This window comes from Arthrobacter sp. UYP4 (assembly GCF_057291175.1).
Genome location: NZ_JBXAVU010000001.1, coordinates 732,944 through 751,770, shown reverse-complemented (window position 1 = coordinate 751,770; position 18,827 = coordinate 732,944). Strand labels below are relative to the sequence as shown.

Here is an 18,827-nt window from a genome sequence, read left to right as displayed (position 1 = left end):
GAATTGCATGTCACCGCCCGGGCTTCCGCGCGGTCACCGCAGCGACCCGAAGAGCGCGTCCACGCCGGCAATGGAACAACCTGCCCGGTGCAGGTCGACCGAAGCTGCCCGAACCAGCACCTGAAGGACATTGAATAAAGTGGACACCCTTGAGAACATCCTCGACGCCGAGTGGCGCAGCGCAAGCTCCCTGTCGTTCGCGCTCGGCTTACCGAGTACGAACGGCGGTAGCGGAGATTTCCTGAGCCAAGGCGCATCCATAGAACTGGGCAGCGTCCTCGAGTATGAGCGCATCCGAAAGGTGTTGTCCTCGCCGGTGAATCCGGACCACGCGTTCATGTTTCGGGATGCTCATATTCTTGGTAATGGATTCGTGGTGTACACGGCAGCAGGACGAGTGTGGGAGACACGGTATCTGGCGAACAACCTGCCGCGGCGTGTCGAACTCTCCCTGCGCGATGCACCGATCGAACTCGATGATTCCATCGCTTGGATAGTTGCTGGGAATGCATCTTCCTTGCACAATTACTGGCATTGGTTCGCGCAGGTCCTGCCGGCGCTCCTGCATGGCAGGGATTTCGGGTCGTCCATCGGGGAGACGAACATCGGTGTCGTCTGCGGGCCGCTCAAGCCGTGGCAGAAAGAAAGTCTGGACGTTCTCGGGATCCCGCTCGGTAAAGTCGTGGAGATTAATCAGTTCCAGAGTGCCGAGGCGAAGAAGCTTATCTACAGCTCATACCTTTCCGGCGCCTCAGTCTTCTCAGCGAACGAATACAGATCCCGAATTCGCAAGGTCTTCCTACAATGGGCCGACCACGGAGATGCTCCCGACGGCAAGATCGCCATATCCCGCCAAGATACTAAAAAACGTTTGCTCCTGAACGAGGACGAATTGCACCGCAGTCTGGCAGCCGATGGCTACCGCATCGTGTCCGGAGGCGACCTGACCCTCCGTGAGCAGATCCAGATATTCGGGAGAGCCTCCCTTATCGTTGCGCCTCACGGTGCTGGTTCGACCAACGTCCTCTTCGCACAAGCCGACGCAGCTTATGTCGAGCTTGGGCAATCCAGTTATCCAAATGCCGGGCCTCTCTCGCTCTGCAAGACTTCGGGGATCCGGGCATGGCTCGATCTATTTGCGGATGATGGTCGGGGGCAATCTACGAATGGTTGGCATGCGCCGCTGGATCTGGTGCGGGCGACGATCTCATTGGCGGAGAACCGTTAGGTGCCGCACTTCGCTTCACGGCGATCGATGGACGGTCGATAGACTGTCGTGACTCCTGTCCGAATAGACACCTAGAACGCGCGGGGAAATCCTAGCTCGTAATCGGTCCTCCGTGATCTCCCTGCACGGACGGTCGAGTTACATCCTGAGGACGATCGCAAGCTCTCCGTCACGACACGGGTCTGGGATCAGGATCCGGCGGACCGGGACAGGCATCATGGGTTGGGCGGCGGTTGTAGTTGCTGGGCCATCCTGCCCCTTGCCGGCGGTCCCCATGTCTCGGAGCCGCTGCGAGGGCCCCGCCGGGTCGCGATATGATCAGGAGCGTTTGTTGTGGCACGTCTGGTCTCAATGCGTGCCATCGAACTCCACACATTCGATTAACTGGGGGACTAGTGACACTGAAACTCACCGTGATCGGGACGGGATATCTCGGCGCTACCCATGCGGCCTGCATGGCGGAGTTGGGATTCGACGTCCTGGGCGTCGACGTCGATAAGGAGAAGATCGACAGCCTCAGCCGAGGTGAGCTGCCCATCCACGAGCCAGGCCTTCCCGAGCTCCTGCGGAAGCACACCGAGTCCGGTCGCCTTCGCTTCACCACTTCCTTCGAGGAGGCGGGAGCCTTCGGCGACGTCCACTTCATCGCTGTCGGAACACCGCAACGTGCCGGCGAACATGCGGCGGACATGACGTATGTAGACGCCTCCGTTGCTGCCATCGCTCGGGCCGCGAGCAAGGACTCCTTGATCGTCGGTAAATCCACCGTCCCCGTCGGATCTGCCCGGAGGCTCAAGGCCATGGCGGCTGAGGAAGCAGCGGAGGGTATCACCGTCGATTTCGCCTGGAACCCCGAGTTCCTCCGCGAAGGGTTCGCGGTCGAGGACACTCTGCGCCCCGACCGTTTGGTCGTCGGGTCCGATTCGGAAGCCGCGGTTGCTGTGCTGCGGGAAGTGTACGAGGACGCGCTCGGCCGAGAGACGCCCTTCATCGCCACCGACTTCGAGACTGCCGAACTCGTCAAGGTTGCGGCCAACGCGTTCCTGGCGACGAAAATCTCATTCATCAACGCTTTCTCAGAAGTGACAGAGACGGTGGGTGGTGACATCCGGACGCTCGCGGATGCCATCGGCCTCGACACTCGCATCGGGCGGAGGTTCCTGAACGCCGGGATTGGCTTCGGCGGCGGTTGCTTGCCGAAGGACATCCGCGCCCTACAGGCGCGGGTGTCCGAGCTGGGCCTGGATTCCACGATGCGCTTCCTGAACGAGGTGGACGAGGTGAACCTCCGCAGGCGTGACCGAGCGGTCCATGTCGCCGAGACTTTGCTGGGCGGCGCTGAGGGCAAGCGGATCGCCATTCTGGGAGTCGCCTTCAAACCCAACAGTGATGACGTGCGTGACTCGCCGGCGCTGGACGTCGCGGCCAGGCTCTTCAACAGCGGAGCGGACGTGAGCGTCTACGATCCGGCAGCGAATGCCAACGCGGCTAAACGTTACCCGCGCCTCGCCTATGTCGATTCGATGGCAGCGGCGGTCGAGAGCGCGGATCTCGTCATGCTGCTGACCGAGTGGTCGGAACTCGTTCGGGTAGATCCGGTAGAATTGGGGCAGTCGGTATCACATAAGCGGATCTTCGATGGCAGAAACGTACTGAACCATGACACGTGGAACGCAGCGGGTTGGGACATCGTGTCGCTGGGCCACAAGAGTCACCTTTTGCAGGCTACGACCGCAAGGTAGGCGAGGAACCGGCGTTCGCAGGAACTAGCTTCCTGTGAACGCCGGTTCTCGGGTGAGTTGTGTTAGAGCGAGGCGTATAGTTTTCCGGTGCTCGTAAGCGTTCCATCGCTCTTGAAGATGGTGGAGCACCCCATTTTTATGTCTCCTGGAGCGCGGGTCTTCCAGGCAAATCGCTCCACGAAGGGCATCGCACGCATTCCTGCAACCGTTGCGCGCATGAAGTTCTCTGTCTCAGCCCGACTGTACTTGCACGGGTTGGACGCGGTAGCGCCCCAGTCGGCAACGGCGTATTCCGTCACCCAGATAGGCTTTTTGTACATGTCGTGTAGTCTGGCCAACTTGTTGAGGAAGTCTGTCGCATTCGGCCAAGCGTAGATGTGCATCGTGATGAAGTCGACGCGAAGCCCCTTGTTCTTCGCCTTCGCCATGAAGTCGGCAAGCCACGGGCTGCTCGGGCTCACTGTGGCCGGAGAGCCCAAACGGAGCCCGGTGGCTTGGAGCCGCGGCCACAAGTTGATGGCCTTATCCACGCTCATATTCGCCTGTGCGGTCACATCGGGCTCGTTGAATCCCAGCAGGTGTGTAGTTCGTGTTTGCGCCAGTTGACGAGTAACGATGCCAATGGCGTCCTGATCCAGTACTGCGGCATTTCGGATCATGGGCACGAACGGCGGAGTGAAAACGTTGGCTCGGGAGCCCCAGGAGTAGTGCCACTTCAGGTTCAAGTTCTTGATCTGCTGAAGCGCCAGAGCGTCCTTTCCCGAGTGGCCGAAGCCCTTCAGCGCGGGTGGAGGAGTTGTGGCAGCAGGGACGGATAGGAGACTGGGTGACGCTTGTGTGGTCTGCGCGGTCGCCGCCAGCAGGGCGCTCGATGCAGCAGCTACCAGCGGTAGCTTGAGAAAGTCGCGGCGCTCCATGGAATTCCTTTCGGACGCGAGAAATCGGGGAAATCAAAAGGTAATAACCTGATCCTACCGAGGGAAACACAAGCTCCACGCCGCTTTTTTCGCAGGATACTCCCAATTTTTGCCCCTGAGCCCAGGCTTCGTAGGCGTCGGGGAACTACAGCGACTGGTACAGCTCGCCTGTCTGCGTCAGTGACCCGTCATCGCGGAACAGGGCTGAGGCGCCCATAATCGGATCATTCTCGGCGCGGGTCTTCCATGCGAACCGCTCCACAAATGGCATACCCCTCAGCCCTACGGCTGTCGCTTCCATGAAGGACAGAATTTGTTTCTCCGAATACCGGCTTGGGAATCGTGGGGTGGCTTCCCAATCCGCCACAGCATATTCGGTGATCCACACCGGTTTGCCGTAGAAATCATGCACTTCTGTGACATGCTGAAGAAATGCATCAGGGTCAGGTGAGCGATAGGAGTGGATCGCGATGAAGTCGACCTTCAAATCCTCGGAGGAGGCCCTTTCCATGAATTCTTTCAGCCAATCATTCAGAGGATCGATCGGAGCTGGCGAACCGAGGCGCAGACCCGACTCTTGCAGCCGGGGCCATAACCGGATTGCCCTCGTCACGCTCATGTCGGACTGTCCAGAATGGTCAGGTTCGTTGAATCCTAGGAGTTCTGCGGTGCGGGAGCGCGGTAGTTCCGCCAGCACTTTTTCTACGGAGCCGGTCTGTACGCTCCTACGCCCCCAAATCATAGGTACGAAGTCCGGCAATGGCTGGGCCGACGGGTAGGACGACCCCCACGAGTAGAACCAATCGACTTTCAGAGAGTTGAGCTGTCCGACTCCATACTTCTTACCAATCCCCAAGCCGATGCCCTTCCGTCCGATTGAGCGCCTAGTGACTCCTTCGGGAAATGGCGCGGGTGACGGCGGGGGCACCGTCGGCCTGCAAGCTACCAGGACGGGCGCTGCAGCAGCAGACAAGAGCGCGTTGCGGAGGAATACTCGCCGGTCCATCGATCCCTCCTGGACTTCCTACTCGCCGCTCGGTCCACGGGAGCCACCTGATATGTTCTCACGGTTCCCTGACCGACTGGTAAGCCCCCTACGCTGTCAAGACCACTTTGTCCGCCGCAGGTCGGCGCTAGACGCAGGGTCGCAGACGACGCGCATGATCAGGCGATGTTGAAAAGAGCGCCGGTGGAATGAATGCAATAAGTTCGATCGATCAAAGCCGCGTCGTCCCGTAGATTTGTCGCGGTGAATTCTGTCAAAAAGGGACGAGCCGCGGCAGGATTTTGCACAGAAGGCAGTTCCCCATCTACGTTGTCGAGAGCCCAAGCATGCGAGTGTTTCACGTTTCCCCGTGCTGGAGACCTTGAATGCCCTGGTTCCTGAGGCATTGCGCGGCTTCTTCGTCCTGACGTTTTCCAGCGACTGGTTCTTCTATGGGGTGATCCTTCCCGAATGTACGGGCGAAGACCAGTTTTCGAACCGCGTGGGGCTACGGTGCCTCAGCCCGAATGGTCCCGTCTTCGGACATTCATTCACTCGCCGGGCCGTGCGCATCAAGAAATCGTCACTCTTTCAGGCAGGCCATTGGCCACTCCACACTATCCTGTGGGTCACTACTTGCCGGCTCCGAACCGGTCACTGACACTTCGCTGGAGTCTGCTGAGGACTTGTCCACCGTGAAGCTCCGTTCTACCGCGCCTGGGCCGGATACGCTGACGGGAAGGGGCTAGGAGCGCCGAGCGGTTCAATATGTTCATTAGAAATCTGGCTGTGGACTGCGGTGAGTGATCCGGGACCGGTTGCGCCAGGCCAAGGAGGACTGAGAGCGACGGCGGAATCACTGCGGCGCTCGCTACTGGCCGAAATACTCGAACTCAGCGATGCGCCGGCCCAGTCCGAGCATCTCGGAGATCGCGGCCACCGTGCGATCGGCCGCTTTGCCGTCACCGTAGGGGTTCACCGCATTGGCCATGGACGCGTAGTGGTCCGGCTGGTGGAGCAACTGACGCACCTCGTCGACGATGAGCTTTTCATCCGTGCCGATCAGGCGCACCGTTCCGGCATCGACGGCTTCCGGTCGCTCCGTGTTGTCACGCATGACCAGAACTGGCTTTCCAAGGCTCGGCGCCTCTTCTTGAACCCCGCCCGAATCCGTGAGCACGATATGCGCGAGAGAAAGAAGCCGGGTGAATTCCCCGTAGGCAAGCGGCTCTGTCACCAGCACATTGGCTTTACCCTCGAGAGCGGGCAGGACGGCCTCCCGCACCACCGGGTTCTTGTGCACCGGCAGGACGATCACGAGGTTCGGCTCGGAGTCCGCGAGCCGGGCGAGCGCTCGCCCCATTCCACGCATCGCATCTCCCTGGTTCTCACGCCGGTGCGTCGTCACCAGCAGGATGCGGCGGACAGAAGTGGTCAAGTGCTCCAAGCGTTCGTCGGTGAAGTGCACATGTTTCTCGACGGTGTCCAGCAGCGCGTCGATAACGGAGTTGCCGGTGACCACCACGTCCGCGGCCGCCACGCCTTCTTCTAGGAGGTTCTGCTGGCTATTCACGGTGGGAGCGAGGTGGAGGCTGGCGATCTGGCTGGTGATCTTACGGTTGCCTTCCTCGGGGAAAGGCGAGGAGAGGTCACCGCTACGAAGGCCGGCCTCGACGTGTACGACCGGGATGCCCCTGTAGAACGCTGCGATAGCTGCCGCTGTCGACGTGGTGGTGTCTCCCTGAACCACGACAGCGTCCGGGTGCACTGTGGAAAAGAGGGCATCGAGCCCGCTGATGGTTCTCGCCATGATGTCGGCCAGGCTCTGGCCGGGCTGGAGAATGTCGAGGTCGTGGTCCGGCTCGATACCGAACAACTGATTGACCTGGTCGAGCATTTCCCGGTGCTGCCCGGTGACCGTCACCACGCACTCCAACTCGCTGGACTCCTGCAAAGCGAGGACTATGGGGGCCATCTTGATGGCCTCTGGACGCGTCCCGAAGATTGGCATGACGACCGGCACTGAACCCCCAGGTGAGAGATCGCGAAACATACGACGACGGCGGGTTGCCGTTGACGTTCAAAACACAAGCACCAGTGCCCCCACCATGGTGACGATTGCCAGGAAGGTGAGCACCACCAGCGCACCGGCGATCTTCCGCTTGGAGCAATGGCTGACACCGTGTGCTTCGGATGACATCTTCGGTCCTTCGGCCGCCTCCGGAGCAAAAGCACCGGCAACCTGAGTTACTCGCTTGGACCGTTGGCCCCTCATATGGCGAGGTCCCGTGGGAGGGGGGTGCTCGGAGGGTCCCAACAGTTCCCTTCCACCTCGCCCGGAGAGTCACCTTGATTCTAGCCGCGCTTCTCGGCTGCCTGGCCAACCCGCTGTGCTTGCCCGCGCCCGGGCCACCGGCAAGCCTCGTTGTAGCGTAGTGGAGTGTCCCAAGAGTCCTCGTCCCGCCCGGAGCAGCCGCTGACAGTCGCCGACCTCACCGAAAGTGAGCTCCTTTCAAGGATCCTCCCGCGACTGGTCATGCGGGAGTCGCACGCTGCGCCCGCCCTGCTCGGCCCCGGCGACGACGCCGCCATCGTGGCGTCCCCCGACGGCAGGACCGTGATCAGCATGGACACCCTCGTCGAGGACCACGACTTCCGGCTGCTCCGGCCCAACGGCTTCCGCACCACCGGGTACGACGTCGGATGGAAATCCGCGGCCCAGAACTTGAGCGACATCAACGCCATGGGAGGCTCGGCGACCTCCCTGGTGGTGAGCCTGACCCTCCCGCCGCAGACACCTGTGGACTGGGTCGAGGACTGCGCCCGGGGTCTCGCCGCCGCCATCCGCCATCTTGGTGCCGCCGGTTGCGCCGTCGTCGGCGGTGACCTCGGCGCCGGAGCGCAGCTCGTCATCACGGCGGCCGTCACCGGGACACTGGGAGGCAGGCCTCCCGTGCTCCGCTCGGGAGCGCAGGAGGGGGATGTCGTCGCCGTCGCGGGGACACTCGGCCGCGCCGCGGCGGGCCTCGCCATCCTCGAGGACGGCCGGCCGGTCGGGGAGTTCGGTCCGCTGGGCGAGGAGCTCGTCGCCGCGCAACTGCGGCCCTGCCCGCCGCTCGCCGCCGGACCGGCAGCCGCGGCCGCCGGGGCGCGCGCGATGCTCGACATCTCCGACGGGCTCGTTCGCGACGCCGGGCGGATCGCGACGGCGAGCGGCGCCGGGCTCGACCTCGACCCGGAGGTACTGCGGGAGTACGCAGCTCGGCTGGCACCGGCAGCGGAGCAGCTGGGGGAGGACCCGATGGACTGGGTGCTCGGCGGCGGCGAGGACCACGGGCTCCTCGCCGCCTTCCCGCGGAATGCCCTGCTGCCCCCCGGGTTCACTGCGGTAGGCTCGATGGTGTCGGGCAAGCCGCTGGTGACACTGGCGTCACGGCCGACAAATCTCCGGGGATGGGATCACTTTGCACACTAAGGTCACCGCTAACGCTGTTGCGATGAAGCGATGGTTGGGCAGGGCCGAAGAGTCGCTCGGCAACCACAGCGACCGGCTCAACGCCATCAACATCTTCCCCGTGGCGGATGGCGATACGGGGACCAACCTGTACCTGACGGTCCGCTCCGCAGCCCGCGCAGCACACGACGCCGAGACCTCCGACCTCGGGGAACTGCTCACCATCGCGGGCCGGGCAGCGATGGAGGAGGCCCTCGGCAATTCGGGGACCCTGTTCGCCGTCTTCCTCACCGCCTTCGCCGAGCCCCTCCACGGAACGACCCGCCTGACCTGCACCCTCCTCGCGGCCTCCCTGCACCGTGCGCAGATCCGCAGCTGGTCCGCGTTGAGCGATCCCGTCCCCGGCACCATGCTCTCGGTCCTCGAAGCGAGCGCGCGGGGATCGGCCGAGACCGCCGCAGGCCTTACCGCCGACGACAGCAACCATGCCCTCGCCCTCACGCTGAGGGCCTCCGTGCAGCACGCACTCCGGGCGGTCGTACGCACCGAGAGCCAGCTGGGCCCGCTCACCGACGCGAAGGTGGTCGACGCCGGAGGCGTGGGCTTTCTTCTCATCCTCGACGCGCTCCGTGCCTCCGCCCTCGGCGAGGAGCTGCAGGACGAATTGCTCGACGGCCTCCACGGCTACGACATCCAGTCCCCGCACATCCACAACGGTGGGGACGCCGACGGCGTCGAGGTCATGTGCACGATTAACCTCAGTCCCCTCGACGCGGCCACGCTGCGCCTCCACCTCGACGAGCTGGGCGACTCCGTGATCATGAGCGCCGTCACCGCGGTGGAGGAGGGCTACCGCTGGCGCGTCCACGTCCACGTGCCCGACGCCGCCCCCGCCCTCGCGCTCATCCACCAGGCCGGGAACCCCGTGAACATCACGGTGACCCAGCTCGCCTCGCCCCCCGTAGGAGCCGAGGCCGGTGACTCCTGACACGGTGCGGTCGGTGGCCGCCTCCGAGCTCGACGCGCCGCTCGACCGTCACCTCGGGCCGGTTGCGAAGCAGCTGGCCAAGCACTTCTCCATCTCCACCGTCGGCGAACTGCTAAACCATTTCCCGCGCACCTACCTCAAGCGGGGCGAGCTGACCCCCATCGCGGATGTCCCGGTGGACGAGGAGGTGACCCTGATCGCCCGCGTGCAGTCGGCGAACTCGCGCAGGATGCACACGCGCAAGGGGATGCTGCTGGAGGTCATCATCACCGACGACGCCGACGGCGGCATCGGCGGCATGAACCTGACGTTCTTCAACGGTTATGCCGCGGAGCGCGAACTGCGCCCCGGCGTCCGCGCCACGTTCTCCGGCAAGGTGACGGTGTACCGGGGGAGGCTATCGCTCACCAATCCGCGCTACGTCCTCCTCGACGAGGGCGACGACGACCCCGAGTACCTCAACCGGCCCATCCCCGTCTATCCGGCGGTGGAGAAACTCGCCAGCGACCAGATCGCCGTCGCGGTCGGCACCATCCTCGACACCCTGCAGCTCTCGGACCTCGACGATCCGGTGCCCGCCTCGATCGCGCGCCGCGACAAGCTCATGAGCCTCGCCACGGCCTACGAACTCGTGCACCGGCCGCCCCAGGTGGAAGACGCCTACCGCGCCCAGCACCGCTTCCGGTACCAGGAGGCCTTCGTCCTCCAGGCGGCCCTGGCGCGCCGTCGGGCACTGGCGGCCCGTGAGGAGGCCACCGCACGGCCGCCGCACGCGGGGGGCCTGCTGGACCAGTTCGACGCGCGCCTGCCCTTCACCCTCACGCAGGGGCAGCTCGACGTCGGGCGGACACTCGCCGAGGACCTCGCCCGCGACCACCCGATGAACCGGCTGCTGCAGGGGGAGGTCGGCTCGGGTAAGACCCTCGTGGCACTGCGCGCCATGCTGCAGGTCATCGATGCCGGCGGACAGGCGGCACTCCTCGCACCCACCGAGGTCCTGGCCGCCCAGCACCTCCAGTCCATCACCCGGACCCTCGGCCCGCTCGCCGAGGGCGGGATGCTCGGCGGTGCCGCGGACGGCACGCGCGTGGTCCTGCTCACCGGATCGATGTCCACAGCGCAGCGGAAGAGATCCCTCCTCGACGCCGCGTCCGGAGACGCCGGCATCGTCATCGGGACGCACGCCCTCCTGTCCGACAACGTGGAGTTCTTCGACCTCGGCCTGATCGTCGTGGACGAGCAGCACCGGTTCGGGGTGGAGCAGCGGGACGTGCTGCGCACCAAGGCCCGCACCTCCCCGCACGTGCTGGTCATGACGGCGACGCCCATCCCGCGGACGGTTGCCATGACCGTGTTCGGGGATCTCGAGACCTCCACGCTGTCGGAGCTGCCCGCGGGCCGCTCGCCGATCTCCACCCACGAGGTCGGCCTCACCGAGCACCCGGCCTGGATCGACCGCGTCTGGTCTCGGGCGCGCGAGGAGATCGACGCGGGCCGGCAGGTGTATGTGGTGTGCCCGAAGATCGGCGACGACGGGAAGGCGGAGGAGGATGCCGCGGAGGCGCTCTACGCGGAGCCCGGCGCCGAGCGGAAGTCCGGAGGCCCGCAGGAACTCACGAGCGTCGTCGGGCTCTTCGGGTCGCTGGCCGGGGTCCCGCAGCTCCAGGGCGTCTCCAGCGGGATGCTCCACGGGCGCATGGACCCGCAGGAGAAGTCGGAGGTCATGGCGCGCTTCGCCGACGGCGCCGTGCAGCTGCTGATCGCCACGACGGTGATCGAGGTCGGCGTCGACGTCCCGAACGCCACCCTCATGGTCATCATGGACGCAGACCGCTTCGGCATCTCCCAGCTCCACCAGTTGCGCGGGCGCATCGGTCGCGGCGGGCACGCGGGCACGTGCCTCCTCGTGACCAAGCTCGAGCCCGACCACCCGAGCCGTGAGCGCCTCGCCGCCGTCGCCTCCACGACCGACGGCTTCGAGCTCTCCCAGAAGGACCTCGAACTCCGGCGGGAGGGCGACATCCTCGGCGCCTCGCAGTCCGGTGGCCGGTCGGCCCTGCGGTTCCTCAAGATCACGCAGCACGGGAAGGTCATCGAGAAGGCGCGCGCGGATGCCCAGGAGATCGTGGCGGGGGACCCGGACCTGCGCGACTACCCGGGTCTCGCCCTCGCGATCGACCTCTACCTGAACCCCGAGAAGGAAGCATTCCTCGAGAAGGGCTGAGGATTTCTTCTCCGCACCTGAGGATGTAGCATCCTTTCCATGACGCAGATACGGATCGGTGACGCCGCTCGCTTCCTGGGCGTCAGCGACGACACCGTCCGCCGATGGATCGACGGCGGCATCCTCGGAAGCGCCAGGGACTCCTCGGGAAGGGCCGTGGTCGACGCGCTGGAACTGGCCCGGCTCGCACGCCGGAACGCCGTCCTGCCCGGGGACCCCTCGGACATCGGGCGTTCCGCCCGCAACCGGTTCGTCGGCATCGTCACCGACATCGTGATGGACACCGTCATGGCGCAGGTGGAGCTCCAGTGCGGGCAGCACCGCGTGGTGTCGCTGATGAGCAGCGAGGCCGTCCGCGACCTCGGACTGGAGCAGGGCTCCATCGCCATCGCCGTGGTCAAGGCCACCACCGTGATCATCGAGACCCCTGGCGGGAAGGCCTGATGATGCCGCGACCGGCCCCGGCCCCGCGCCGGCGCGCCGCCCCGCGATCCGTCGCCCGATCCGCCGTCGTGCCGGTCGCCGTCCTCCTGTTCACCGCCGCCTGCGGCTCGTCCGGCGCGCCGGCCGGGGATGCCGGGGGACCGGACGGAGCGGCCGACGGCAGCGTGACGGTCTTCGCCGCAGCCTCGTTGCGGGCGTCCTTCACCGACCTCGCGGCCCGGTTCGAGGAGGCGCACCCGGGCGCGGACGTCCGGCTCAACGTCGCCGGTTCGTCCGATCTCGTCACGCAGATCATCGAGGGTGCTCCCGCGGACGTCTTCGCCCCGGCCGACACCGCGAGCATGGACCGGGTCGAGGCCGCGGGCCTGCTGCGCGGGACGGCGGTCGATATCGCCACCAACACGCTCCGGCTGGCCGTCCCGTCCGACAACCCCGCCGACATCGCCTCGCTCGCCGACGCAGCCCGCCCGGGCGTGAAGACGGTCGTCTGCGCGGAACAGGTCCCGTGCGGAGCGGCTGCGGCAAGGATCGAGGAGGCCGCAGGCATCGACCTGGACCCTGTCAGCGAGGAATCGTCCGTCACGGACGTCCTCGGGAAGGTGGCCTCCGGTGAGGCGGACGCCGGCCTCGTCTATGCCACCGACATCCGGGCGGCAGGAGACACGGTCCTCGGCATCGACGTCCCCGAGGCCTCCGACGCCATCACCACCTATCCCGTCGCGGCCCTCTCCGATGCGGCGGACCCCGCGACGGCGCAGGCGTTCGTCGACTTCGTGGCCGGTCCGGACGGCCGGGCCGTCCTCGGGGCAGCGGGTTTCGGTGCGCCCTGACCCGCCCCCTGATTCGCTGTCGGTCCAGCCATGGGAGGCACAGTGGTGAGGACGACGGCGGCCCTTCCCCGCTGGGTGGTGCTGATCGCTGTCATCGGCGGTCTGTTCGTCGTCGTCCCGCTCGCGGCCATGGCGCTCCGGGTCGACTGGCCCCGGTTCATCCCCCTCGTCACCTCCGAGAGCGCCGAGGCGGCCCTGCTGCTCAGCCTGCGGACCTCCCTCACCGCGACGGCCCTGTGCATCGTCTTCGGCGTGCCGATGGCGCTCGTCCTCGCCCGGACCTCGTTCCGCGGACAGCAGGTCCTCCGGTCCCTCGTGCTGCTGCCCCTGGTCCTCCCACCGGTCGTCGGCGGCATCGCCCTGCTGTACACCTTCGGCCGGCGCGGGCTGCTCGGGAGCAGCCTGGACGTCCTCGGGATCGACGTCGCCTTCTCGACGACGGCGGTCGTGATGTCGCAGGCCTTCGTGGCCCTGCCGTTCCTCGTCCTCAGCCTCGAGGGGGCGCTCCGCTCGGTCGGTACGCGCTACGAGGCCGTCGGAGCGACCCTCGGCGCCGGACGGTGGACGGTGCTCCGGCGGATCACGCTGCCCCTCGTGCTGCCCGCACTGATCTCGGGGTCCGTGCTGTCCTTCGCGCGGGCGCTCGGAGAGTTCGGAGCGACGCTGACCTTCGCGGGCAGCCTCCAGGGGACCACGAGGACGCTGCCGCTGGAGGTCTACCTACAGCGTGAGACGGACCCGGACGCCGCCGTCGCGCTCTCCCTCATCCTCGTGCTCGTCGCCGTCGCCGTGGTGGGTGTCGCGCACCGTGTGAGGCCCCTCGACGGGGCGGCAGGACCGTTGCCCTTCCGCGCACCGGCCACGGCACGGCCATGAGCCTCACCTTCAGGGCCCTGCTCCCGGAGCGCAGTTTCGACGTCGCCTTCGACCTCGCCCCGGGGGAGACCCTCGCCGTCCTCGGGCCCAACGGGGCGGGGAAGTCGACGCTGCTCACGCTCGTCGCGGGGCTCCTGGCGCCGGCGGAGGGCCGCGCGGAGCTCGACGGGAAGGTCCTCTTCGACGTCACCGCCCGCCGGAGCGTCCTCACCGAACCCCGCCACCGTGGCGTCTCACTCCTCGCGCAGGAGGCCCTGCTGTTCCCCCACCTCACGGCACTGGAGAACGTGGCCTTCGGTCCGCGCAGCCGCGGACAGCACCGGGCGGCGGCCCGGTCCACGGCCCGGGACTGGCTCGACCGCGTCGGGATGGGCGAGCTCGCGTCCCGCAGGCCGTCCCAGCTGTCCGGTGGACAGGCACAACGCGTCGCCGTCGCGCGTGCGCTCGCCGCCGATCCGTCGCTCCTCCTGCTGGACGAGCCGCTCGCCGCCCTCGACGTCACCGTGGCCCCCGCCCTCCGCACCCTCCTGCGGGACGTCCTCGCGGACCGCTCCGCGATCATCGTGACCCACGATCCGCTCGACGCCTTCCTGCTCGCCGACCGCGTGCTCATCCTCGAGGACGGCAGGATCGTCGAAGCCGGCGCCACGGCGCACGTGCTCACGCGACCCGTCACGCCCTTCGGTGCCCGGCTGGCCGGACTGAACCTCGTGGAAGGACAGGCGACTCCCGCGGGATTCAGGGCGGCCAACGGGCTGGAGGTGCCGCTGGCCGAACACGCACCGGTCGGGGCGCGCCTCGCCCTCACGGTCCGTCCGGCGGATGTGGCCGTGTCCCGCAGGGCGGAGAGCGGGCAGGGCTTCAGCTCCGTCGGAGCGGAGATCGACGACGTCGAGCACCGCGGCGACCACGTGCGCGTGCACGCCGCCGGGCTGGCGGCCGACGTCGCCCCCGCCGCCGTCGTGGCACTCGGCATGGCCCCCGGCGTGCCGGTGTTCCTCGGCTTCCGGCATGAGGACGCAACCGTCTATCCGGTGTAGGACGGCGGTCCGCGCCGTGCCCCGACCGGCGATAGAGTCGGAGGCATGACGCGCATCATCTCAGGAGCCGCAGGCGGCACGACGCTCACCAGCGTCGACGGAAACGGCACGCGGCCGACGACGGACCGCGTGAAGGAAGCGCTGTTCTCGAGCCTCGAGTCCTACGGCGTGGTGCACGGGGCGCACGTCCTGGACCTCTATGCCGGTTCGGGCTCGCTCGGGGTGGAGAGTGCGAGCCGCGGCGCCGCCTCCGTGGACCTCGTCGAATCCGCCGACCGGGCCGCCGCGGTCGCCCAGCGGAACGCCGACCTCGTGAACCGCGTCCTCGGCTGGACGGCCGTCCGCGTGCACCGCACGAAGGTCGAGACCTACCTCGATCGGGTGGCCCCCGAACTGACCTGGGACCTCGTCCTGATGGATCCGCCCTACACGGTGCGTGAGGACGGCGTGGTCGCCGTCCTCGCTGCCCTCGAGACGCGCCTTGCGGAGGGTGCCGTCGTCGTCGTCGAGCGATCGGCGCGGACCCCGGAACCGGCGTGGCCCGCGTGGCTCGAACGCTTCTCGGACAAGAAGTACGGGGAGACACGCCTGTGGTTCCTGGAGCCCGTCGTGGAGTCCGAGGTGGAGTCGGATGGCGACTCCGCCGGGGAAGCCTCCGCCGACTAGCAGCTCTCCCTCGCGCGGGCGCAGATAGTGCCGGGCGCAGAAAGGCGCAGAGCGCAGAAGGCGCCGTGCCGGTCCTCCGGCACGGCGCCTTCTGCCGTGGGCTAGGCCCGGCGTCGTGTCCTCAGCAGGGCGGTGACGCCGGCGGCGAGTCCGAGCAGGCCGGCGATGAGGCCCGCCCAGCCGACGGCCGACGTCGACCCCGGCGTGCTGGACGCCGTCTGCTCCGCGTCGATCGCCTCGGCGGACGCCTCCGGGGTCACCTCGGCCGCATTGTGGGACCCGCCGTGGGCGTCACCCTCGACGGCGGCTGTGGTCACGAACGAGGGCGCCGGCTTGTCGGGTTCCTCGGCGCCCTCGACGGTCTCCTGGTCCCATGCGACGACGTCACCGTCCGTGTAGGACTGGGAGGTCGGGAGCAGCACCGTGGATCCCGCCTCGGGCAGGCGCCCCACCGAGATCGAGAACGTCTGGTACTCCTGCTGCGAGATCTCGGCGCCCGCCTCCGCCGTCCACACGACGGACAGGGGAGCCTCCGTGATGGTCGCGCCGTCGGAGGTGGTCACCGGCTCCGGCAGGGCGCCGGTCACCACCTCCGCCGTCCACCCCTCGACCGGCTTGACGCGCACGGACGTGAAGGGCTCGTCGGTGGGCAGCTGCACCTCGAGCTTGTTCGTCGCCGCGGTCTCCGATTCGTTGGGCACGCTGAAGGTGAGCTGCGCATAGCCGTTCTCCGTGGTGGACGCCGGCGCCACGGTCACGTGGGCGCTCGCCGCGCCGAGGCCGAGGGCCATCAGACCGGCAGTGGTGAGGGCGACGGCTCCGGTGGTGACGGTACGCCTGGGGTGGGAAGTCATGGAAATGCCTTTCGGGGATGCTGCTCCACGTCCGCGACAGCGGGATCGCGCGGGGCAGCAGGGAAGTGGGAAGGGTGCATCGGGAAGGCCCGCCAACGTACCCCGGTCCCTGTCAGGACGGGCCGGTTCAGGCGGGCAGCGGCGACGGACGCGGCGGACCGCGCAGGGTCGGCACGGAGGCGTGCACGGACAGCGGCGCGACGGGATGCGGCACGTCGGTCACGGCACGGGGCGTCGCCGGCACCGGGGAAGTGACGGAGGGCAGGGTCAGCAGGGGCCGTAGCCAGGCCAGGAGGAGCGTGACCGCCCGGTCGCTCCGCGCGACCGCGAGGGCCAGGACCACGGTGGCTATCGCGTGCAGGACGACCATGGCGGGAGTGCCGACCGCACCGGCCATTCCGGTCGGCGCCACCGTGGAGCAGGCGAGCTCGAAGGCGGCGTGGTGGTCCGGCATCGTCGAGGAGCTCTGGCAGACCGCCGGGACGGAGGTCAGCGCGAAGACGTGGTGCAGCAGGAACTGCCCGCCTCCCATCGCCAGGAGGGCGGGCCGGACGGAGAGCGCCCGCCGGGCGAGCAGCGTCGCGGGCGCGAGGAGGAGGACTGCGAGCAGCAGCATCACCCCGGGGGCGGGCAGGTGCCCCGACGCCAGGACGTGGGACGCCGAGGAGACCGAGAGGATCAGCGAGACGAGGATCACGGACCGGACGTAGGTCAGGCTCGTTGCAGGCACCCGTCCCTCCTTCCCGTCGCTCCGCGCAGTCGTGGAAGCCGCGCTGGATTCAGCGGCTCCATCTCAGGCTACCGTCGACACGCCGGCTTCCATGCCAGTACTTCGCGCGGGGCGGTCCCGTGGATGGGCACGGGAGCCGCTGCGCTCCTCCTAGTTCTTCGGGTTCGGCTGGCGGGGATCCTGCTCGCCCATGTCCGCCGCACCGAGCGCGCCGGCGGCAGGTGAGTGGCTGGTCTCGTTGAATCGCGCCACCAGTTCGGGGTGGTGGAGATCCAGGGCGGGACGCTCCGAGCGGATCCGGGGGATGGAGGTGAAGTTGTGGCGCGGCGGCGGGCAGGAGGTCGCCCACTCCAGCGAGGCACCGAAGCCCCACGGATCGTCGACGTCGACCTTCTTGCCCTTACGCCAGGTGATGTACACGTTCCAGAAGAACGGGATGATGGACGCGCCGAGGAGGAAGGAGCCGATGGTGGAGAACTGGTGCATGCCCGTGAAGCTGTCCTCGGGCAGGTAGTCTGCGTACCGGCGGGGCATGCCCTGGACGCCGAGCCAGTGCTGGATGAGGAACGTGGCGTGGAAGCCGAGGAACAGCATCCAGAAGTGGATCTTCCCCCACCGCTCGTTGAGCATGGTCCCGGTGAACTTGGGCCACCAGAAGTAGAAGCCGGCGAACATCGCGAACACCACGGTGCCGAAGACCACGTAGTGGAAGTGCGCGACCACGAAGTAGGTGTCCGAGACGTGGAAGTCCAGCGGCGGCGAGGCCAGGATCACGCCGGTCAGACCGCCGAAGATGAAGGTCACGAGGAAGCCGAGGCTCCAGAGCATCGGCGTCTCGAAGGTCAGCGATCCCCGCCACATGGTGCCGATCCAGTTGAAGACCTTCACGCCCGTCGGAACGGCGATGAGCATGGTCGTGAAGGCGAAGAACGGCAGCAGGACGGCTCCGGTGACGTACATGTGGTGTGCCCAGACCGTCACGGAGAGCGCGGCGATCGCGATCGTCGCGAAGACCAGGCCCTTGTAGCCGAAGATCGGCTTGCGGCTGAACACCGGGAAGATCTCCGAGACGATGCCGAAGAACGGCAGCGCGATGATGTACACCTCGGGATGGCCGAAGAACCAGAAGAGGTGCTGCCACATGATCGCCCCGCCGTTCTCCGGGTCGAAGATGTGCGCGCCGAAGCGGCGGTCCGCGCCGAGGGCGAACAGGGCGGCGGCCAGGACGGGGAAGGCCATCAGGACGAGGATCGAGGTGATCAGGGTGTTCCAGGTGAAGATCGGCATGCGCCACATGGTCATGCCAGGGACGCGCATGCAGATGATCGTCGTGACGAAGTTGACCGAGCCGAGGATGGTGCCGAAGCCGGCCAGGGCGAGCCCGAAGACCCACAGGTCCCCACCGATGCTGGGGGAGAAGCTGACGTTCGCGAGGGGCGGGTAGGCGGTCCAGCCGAACCCTGCGCTGCCCTGCGGGGTGAAGATGCCGAGACCGACGATGATCCCGCCGAAGAGGTAGAAGTAGTAGGCCAGGGCGTTGAGCCGGGGGAAGGCGACATCGGGTGCGCCGATCTGCAGCGGCATGATGACGTTCGCGAAGCCTGCGAACAGCGGTGTCGCGAAGAGGAGCAGCATGATCGTGCCGTGCATCGTGAACAGCTGGTTGTACTGCTCCTTGGTCTGCAGGATCTGCATGCCCGGTGCGAAGAGTTCCGCCCGGATCAGCAGGGCCTCGACGCCGCTCAGGGAGAACCACACGAACGACGTGATGATGTAGAGGTAGCCGATCGTCTTGTGGTCGGTGGTCGTCATCCACTCGAGGAAGATCCGGCCGGGGGACCGGGTTCCG

General features: G+C 66.9%; 16 protein-coding genes. 10 read left to right on the top strand and 6 right to left on the bottom strand.

Annotated elements, in window-relative coordinates; genetic code table 11:
* The first annotated feature begins 139 nt into the window (after nucleotides 1-139).
* Nucleotides 140-1,228: a glycosyltransferase family 61 protein gene (locus AC0Z9V_RS03525; RefSeq protein WP_485140708.1), complete on the top strand. Its 1,089-nt coding sequence runs from the start codon at nucleotides 140-142 to the stop codon at nucleotides 1,226-1,228.
* A gap of 401 nt (nucleotides 1,229-1,629) precedes the next feature.
* Nucleotides 1,630-2,970, top strand: a complete 1,341-nt coding sequence (locus AC0Z9V_RS03520; RefSeq protein WP_485141273.1) for a UDP-glucose dehydrogenase family protein — start codon at nucleotides 1,630-1,632, stop codon at nucleotides 2,968-2,970.
* 62 nt (nucleotides 2,971-3,032) lie between these two features.
* On the opposite strand, the gene AC0Z9V_RS03515 is transcribed toward AC0Z9V_RS03520, so the two are convergent.
* The 3 genes from AC0Z9V_RS03515 to wecB form a co-directional block, all read right to left on the bottom strand.
* Entirely contained in the window at nucleotides 3,033-3,887 is an 855-nt protein-coding gene (locus tag AC0Z9V_RS03515; RefSeq protein ID WP_485140707.1) for a glycosyl hydrolase, read from the bottom strand.
* 145 nt (nucleotides 3,888-4,032) lie between these two features.
* Nucleotides 4,033-4,893: a glycosyl hydrolase gene (locus AC0Z9V_RS03510; protein WP_485140706.1), complete on the bottom strand. Its 861-nt coding sequence runs from the start codon at nucleotides 4,891-4,893 to the stop codon at nucleotides 4,033-4,035.
* 850 nt (nucleotides 4,894-5,743) lie between these two features.
* Nucleotides 5,744-6,895 (bottom strand): non-hydrolyzing UDP-N-acetylglucosamine 2-epimerase, encoded by a 1,152-nt coding sequence (gene wecB / locus AC0Z9V_RS03505; protein ID WP_485140705.1) that lies wholly within the window; start codon nucleotides 6,893-6,895, stop codon nucleotides 5,744-5,746.
* A 417-nt stretch (nucleotides 6,896-7,312) separates the two neighbouring features.
* On the opposite strand from wecB, the gene thiL reads away from it, so the two are divergent.
* The 8 genes from thiL to rsmD are packed head-to-tail and all read left to right on the top strand — an operon-like array spanning nucleotide 7,313 to nucleotide 15,394.
* Complete coding sequence (gene thiL / locus AC0Z9V_RS03500) at nucleotides 7,313-8,347, top strand: thiamine-phosphate kinase (RefSeq protein ID WP_485140704.1); 1,035 nt, start codon at nucleotides 7,313-7,315, stop codon at nucleotides 8,345-8,347.
* Between the two features lie 22 nt (nucleotides 8,348-8,369).
* A complete protein-coding gene (locus tag AC0Z9V_RS03495) occupies nucleotides 8,370-9,314 on the top strand; it encodes a DAK2 domain-containing protein (RefSeq protein WP_459268110.1) in 945 nt (314 codons plus the stop codon).
* On the top strand, nucleotides 9,304-11,538 hold the full coding sequence (locus tag AC0Z9V_RS03490) for an ATP-dependent DNA helicase RecG (RefSeq protein ID WP_459268111.1): 2,235 nt from the start codon (nucleotides 9,304-9,306) through the stop codon (nucleotides 11,536-11,538). The genes AC0Z9V_RS03495 and AC0Z9V_RS03490 overlap by 11 nt, the downstream gene beginning before the upstream one ends.
* A 39-nt stretch (nucleotides 11,539-11,577) precedes the next feature.
* Nucleotides 11,578-11,982 carry a TOBE domain-containing protein gene (locus tag AC0Z9V_RS03485; RefSeq protein ID WP_459268112.1) on the top strand — a complete coding sequence of 135 codons (405 nt, stop codon included), beginning with the start codon at nucleotides 11,578-11,580 and terminating at the stop codon, nucleotides 11,980-11,982.
* Nucleotides 11,982-12,812 carry a molybdate ABC transporter substrate-binding protein gene (gene modA / locus AC0Z9V_RS03480; RefSeq protein WP_485140703.1) on the top strand — a complete coding sequence of 277 codons (831 nt, stop codon included), beginning with the start codon at nucleotides 11,982-11,984 and terminating at the stop codon, nucleotides 12,810-12,812. The genes AC0Z9V_RS03485 and modA overlap by 1 nt, the downstream gene beginning before the upstream one ends.
* Before the next feature lie 42 nt (nucleotides 12,813-12,854).
* Nucleotides 12,855-13,688 carry an ABC transporter permease gene (locus tag AC0Z9V_RS03475; RefSeq protein ID WP_485140702.1) on the top strand — a complete coding sequence of 278 codons (834 nt, stop codon included), beginning with the start codon at nucleotides 12,855-12,857 and terminating at the stop codon, nucleotides 13,686-13,688.
* The gene (locus AC0Z9V_RS03470) at nucleotides 13,685-14,728 is read left to right on the top strand and encodes a sulfate/molybdate ABC transporter ATP-binding protein (RefSeq protein WP_208739499.1); all 1,044 of its coding nucleotides are present in this window, start codon (nucleotides 13,685-13,687) and stop codon (nucleotides 14,726-14,728) included. The genes AC0Z9V_RS03475 and AC0Z9V_RS03470 overlap by 4 nt, the downstream gene beginning before the upstream one ends.
* Before the next feature lie 45 nt (nucleotides 14,729-14,773).
* On the top strand, nucleotides 14,774-15,394 hold the full coding sequence (rsmD, locus tag AC0Z9V_RS03465; protein WP_485140701.1) for a 16S rRNA (guanine(966)-N(2))-methyltransferase RsmD: 621 nt from the start codon (nucleotides 14,774-14,776) through the stop codon (nucleotides 15,392-15,394).
* Nucleotides 15,395-15,495: 101 nt separating this feature from the next.
* Here rsmD and AC0Z9V_RS03460 read toward each other — a convergent pair whose 3' ends face one another.
* The 3 genes from AC0Z9V_RS03460 to ctaD all read right to left on the bottom strand — a co-directional run bounded on the left by AC0Z9V_RS03460 (nucleotide 15,496) and on the right by ctaD (nucleotide 18,805).
* Entirely contained in the window at nucleotides 15,496-16,248 is a 753-nt protein-coding gene (locus tag AC0Z9V_RS03460; RefSeq protein ID WP_485140700.1) for a YcnI family copper-binding membrane protein, read from the bottom strand.
* A 127-nt stretch (nucleotides 16,249-16,375) separates the two neighbouring features.
* The gene (locus tag AC0Z9V_RS03455; RefSeq protein ID WP_485140699.1) at nucleotides 16,376-16,978 is read right to left on the bottom strand and encodes a hypothetical protein; all 603 of its coding nucleotides are present in this window, start codon (nucleotides 16,976-16,978) and stop codon (nucleotides 16,376-16,378) included.
* A 150-nt stretch (nucleotides 16,979-17,128) separates the two neighbouring features.
* A complete protein-coding gene (ctaD, locus tag AC0Z9V_RS03450) occupies nucleotides 17,129-18,805 on the bottom strand; it encodes an aa3-type cytochrome oxidase subunit I (RefSeq protein ID WP_485141272.1) in 1,677 nt (558 codons plus the stop codon).
* Between the last annotated feature and the right edge of the window lie 22 nt (nucleotides 18,806-18,827).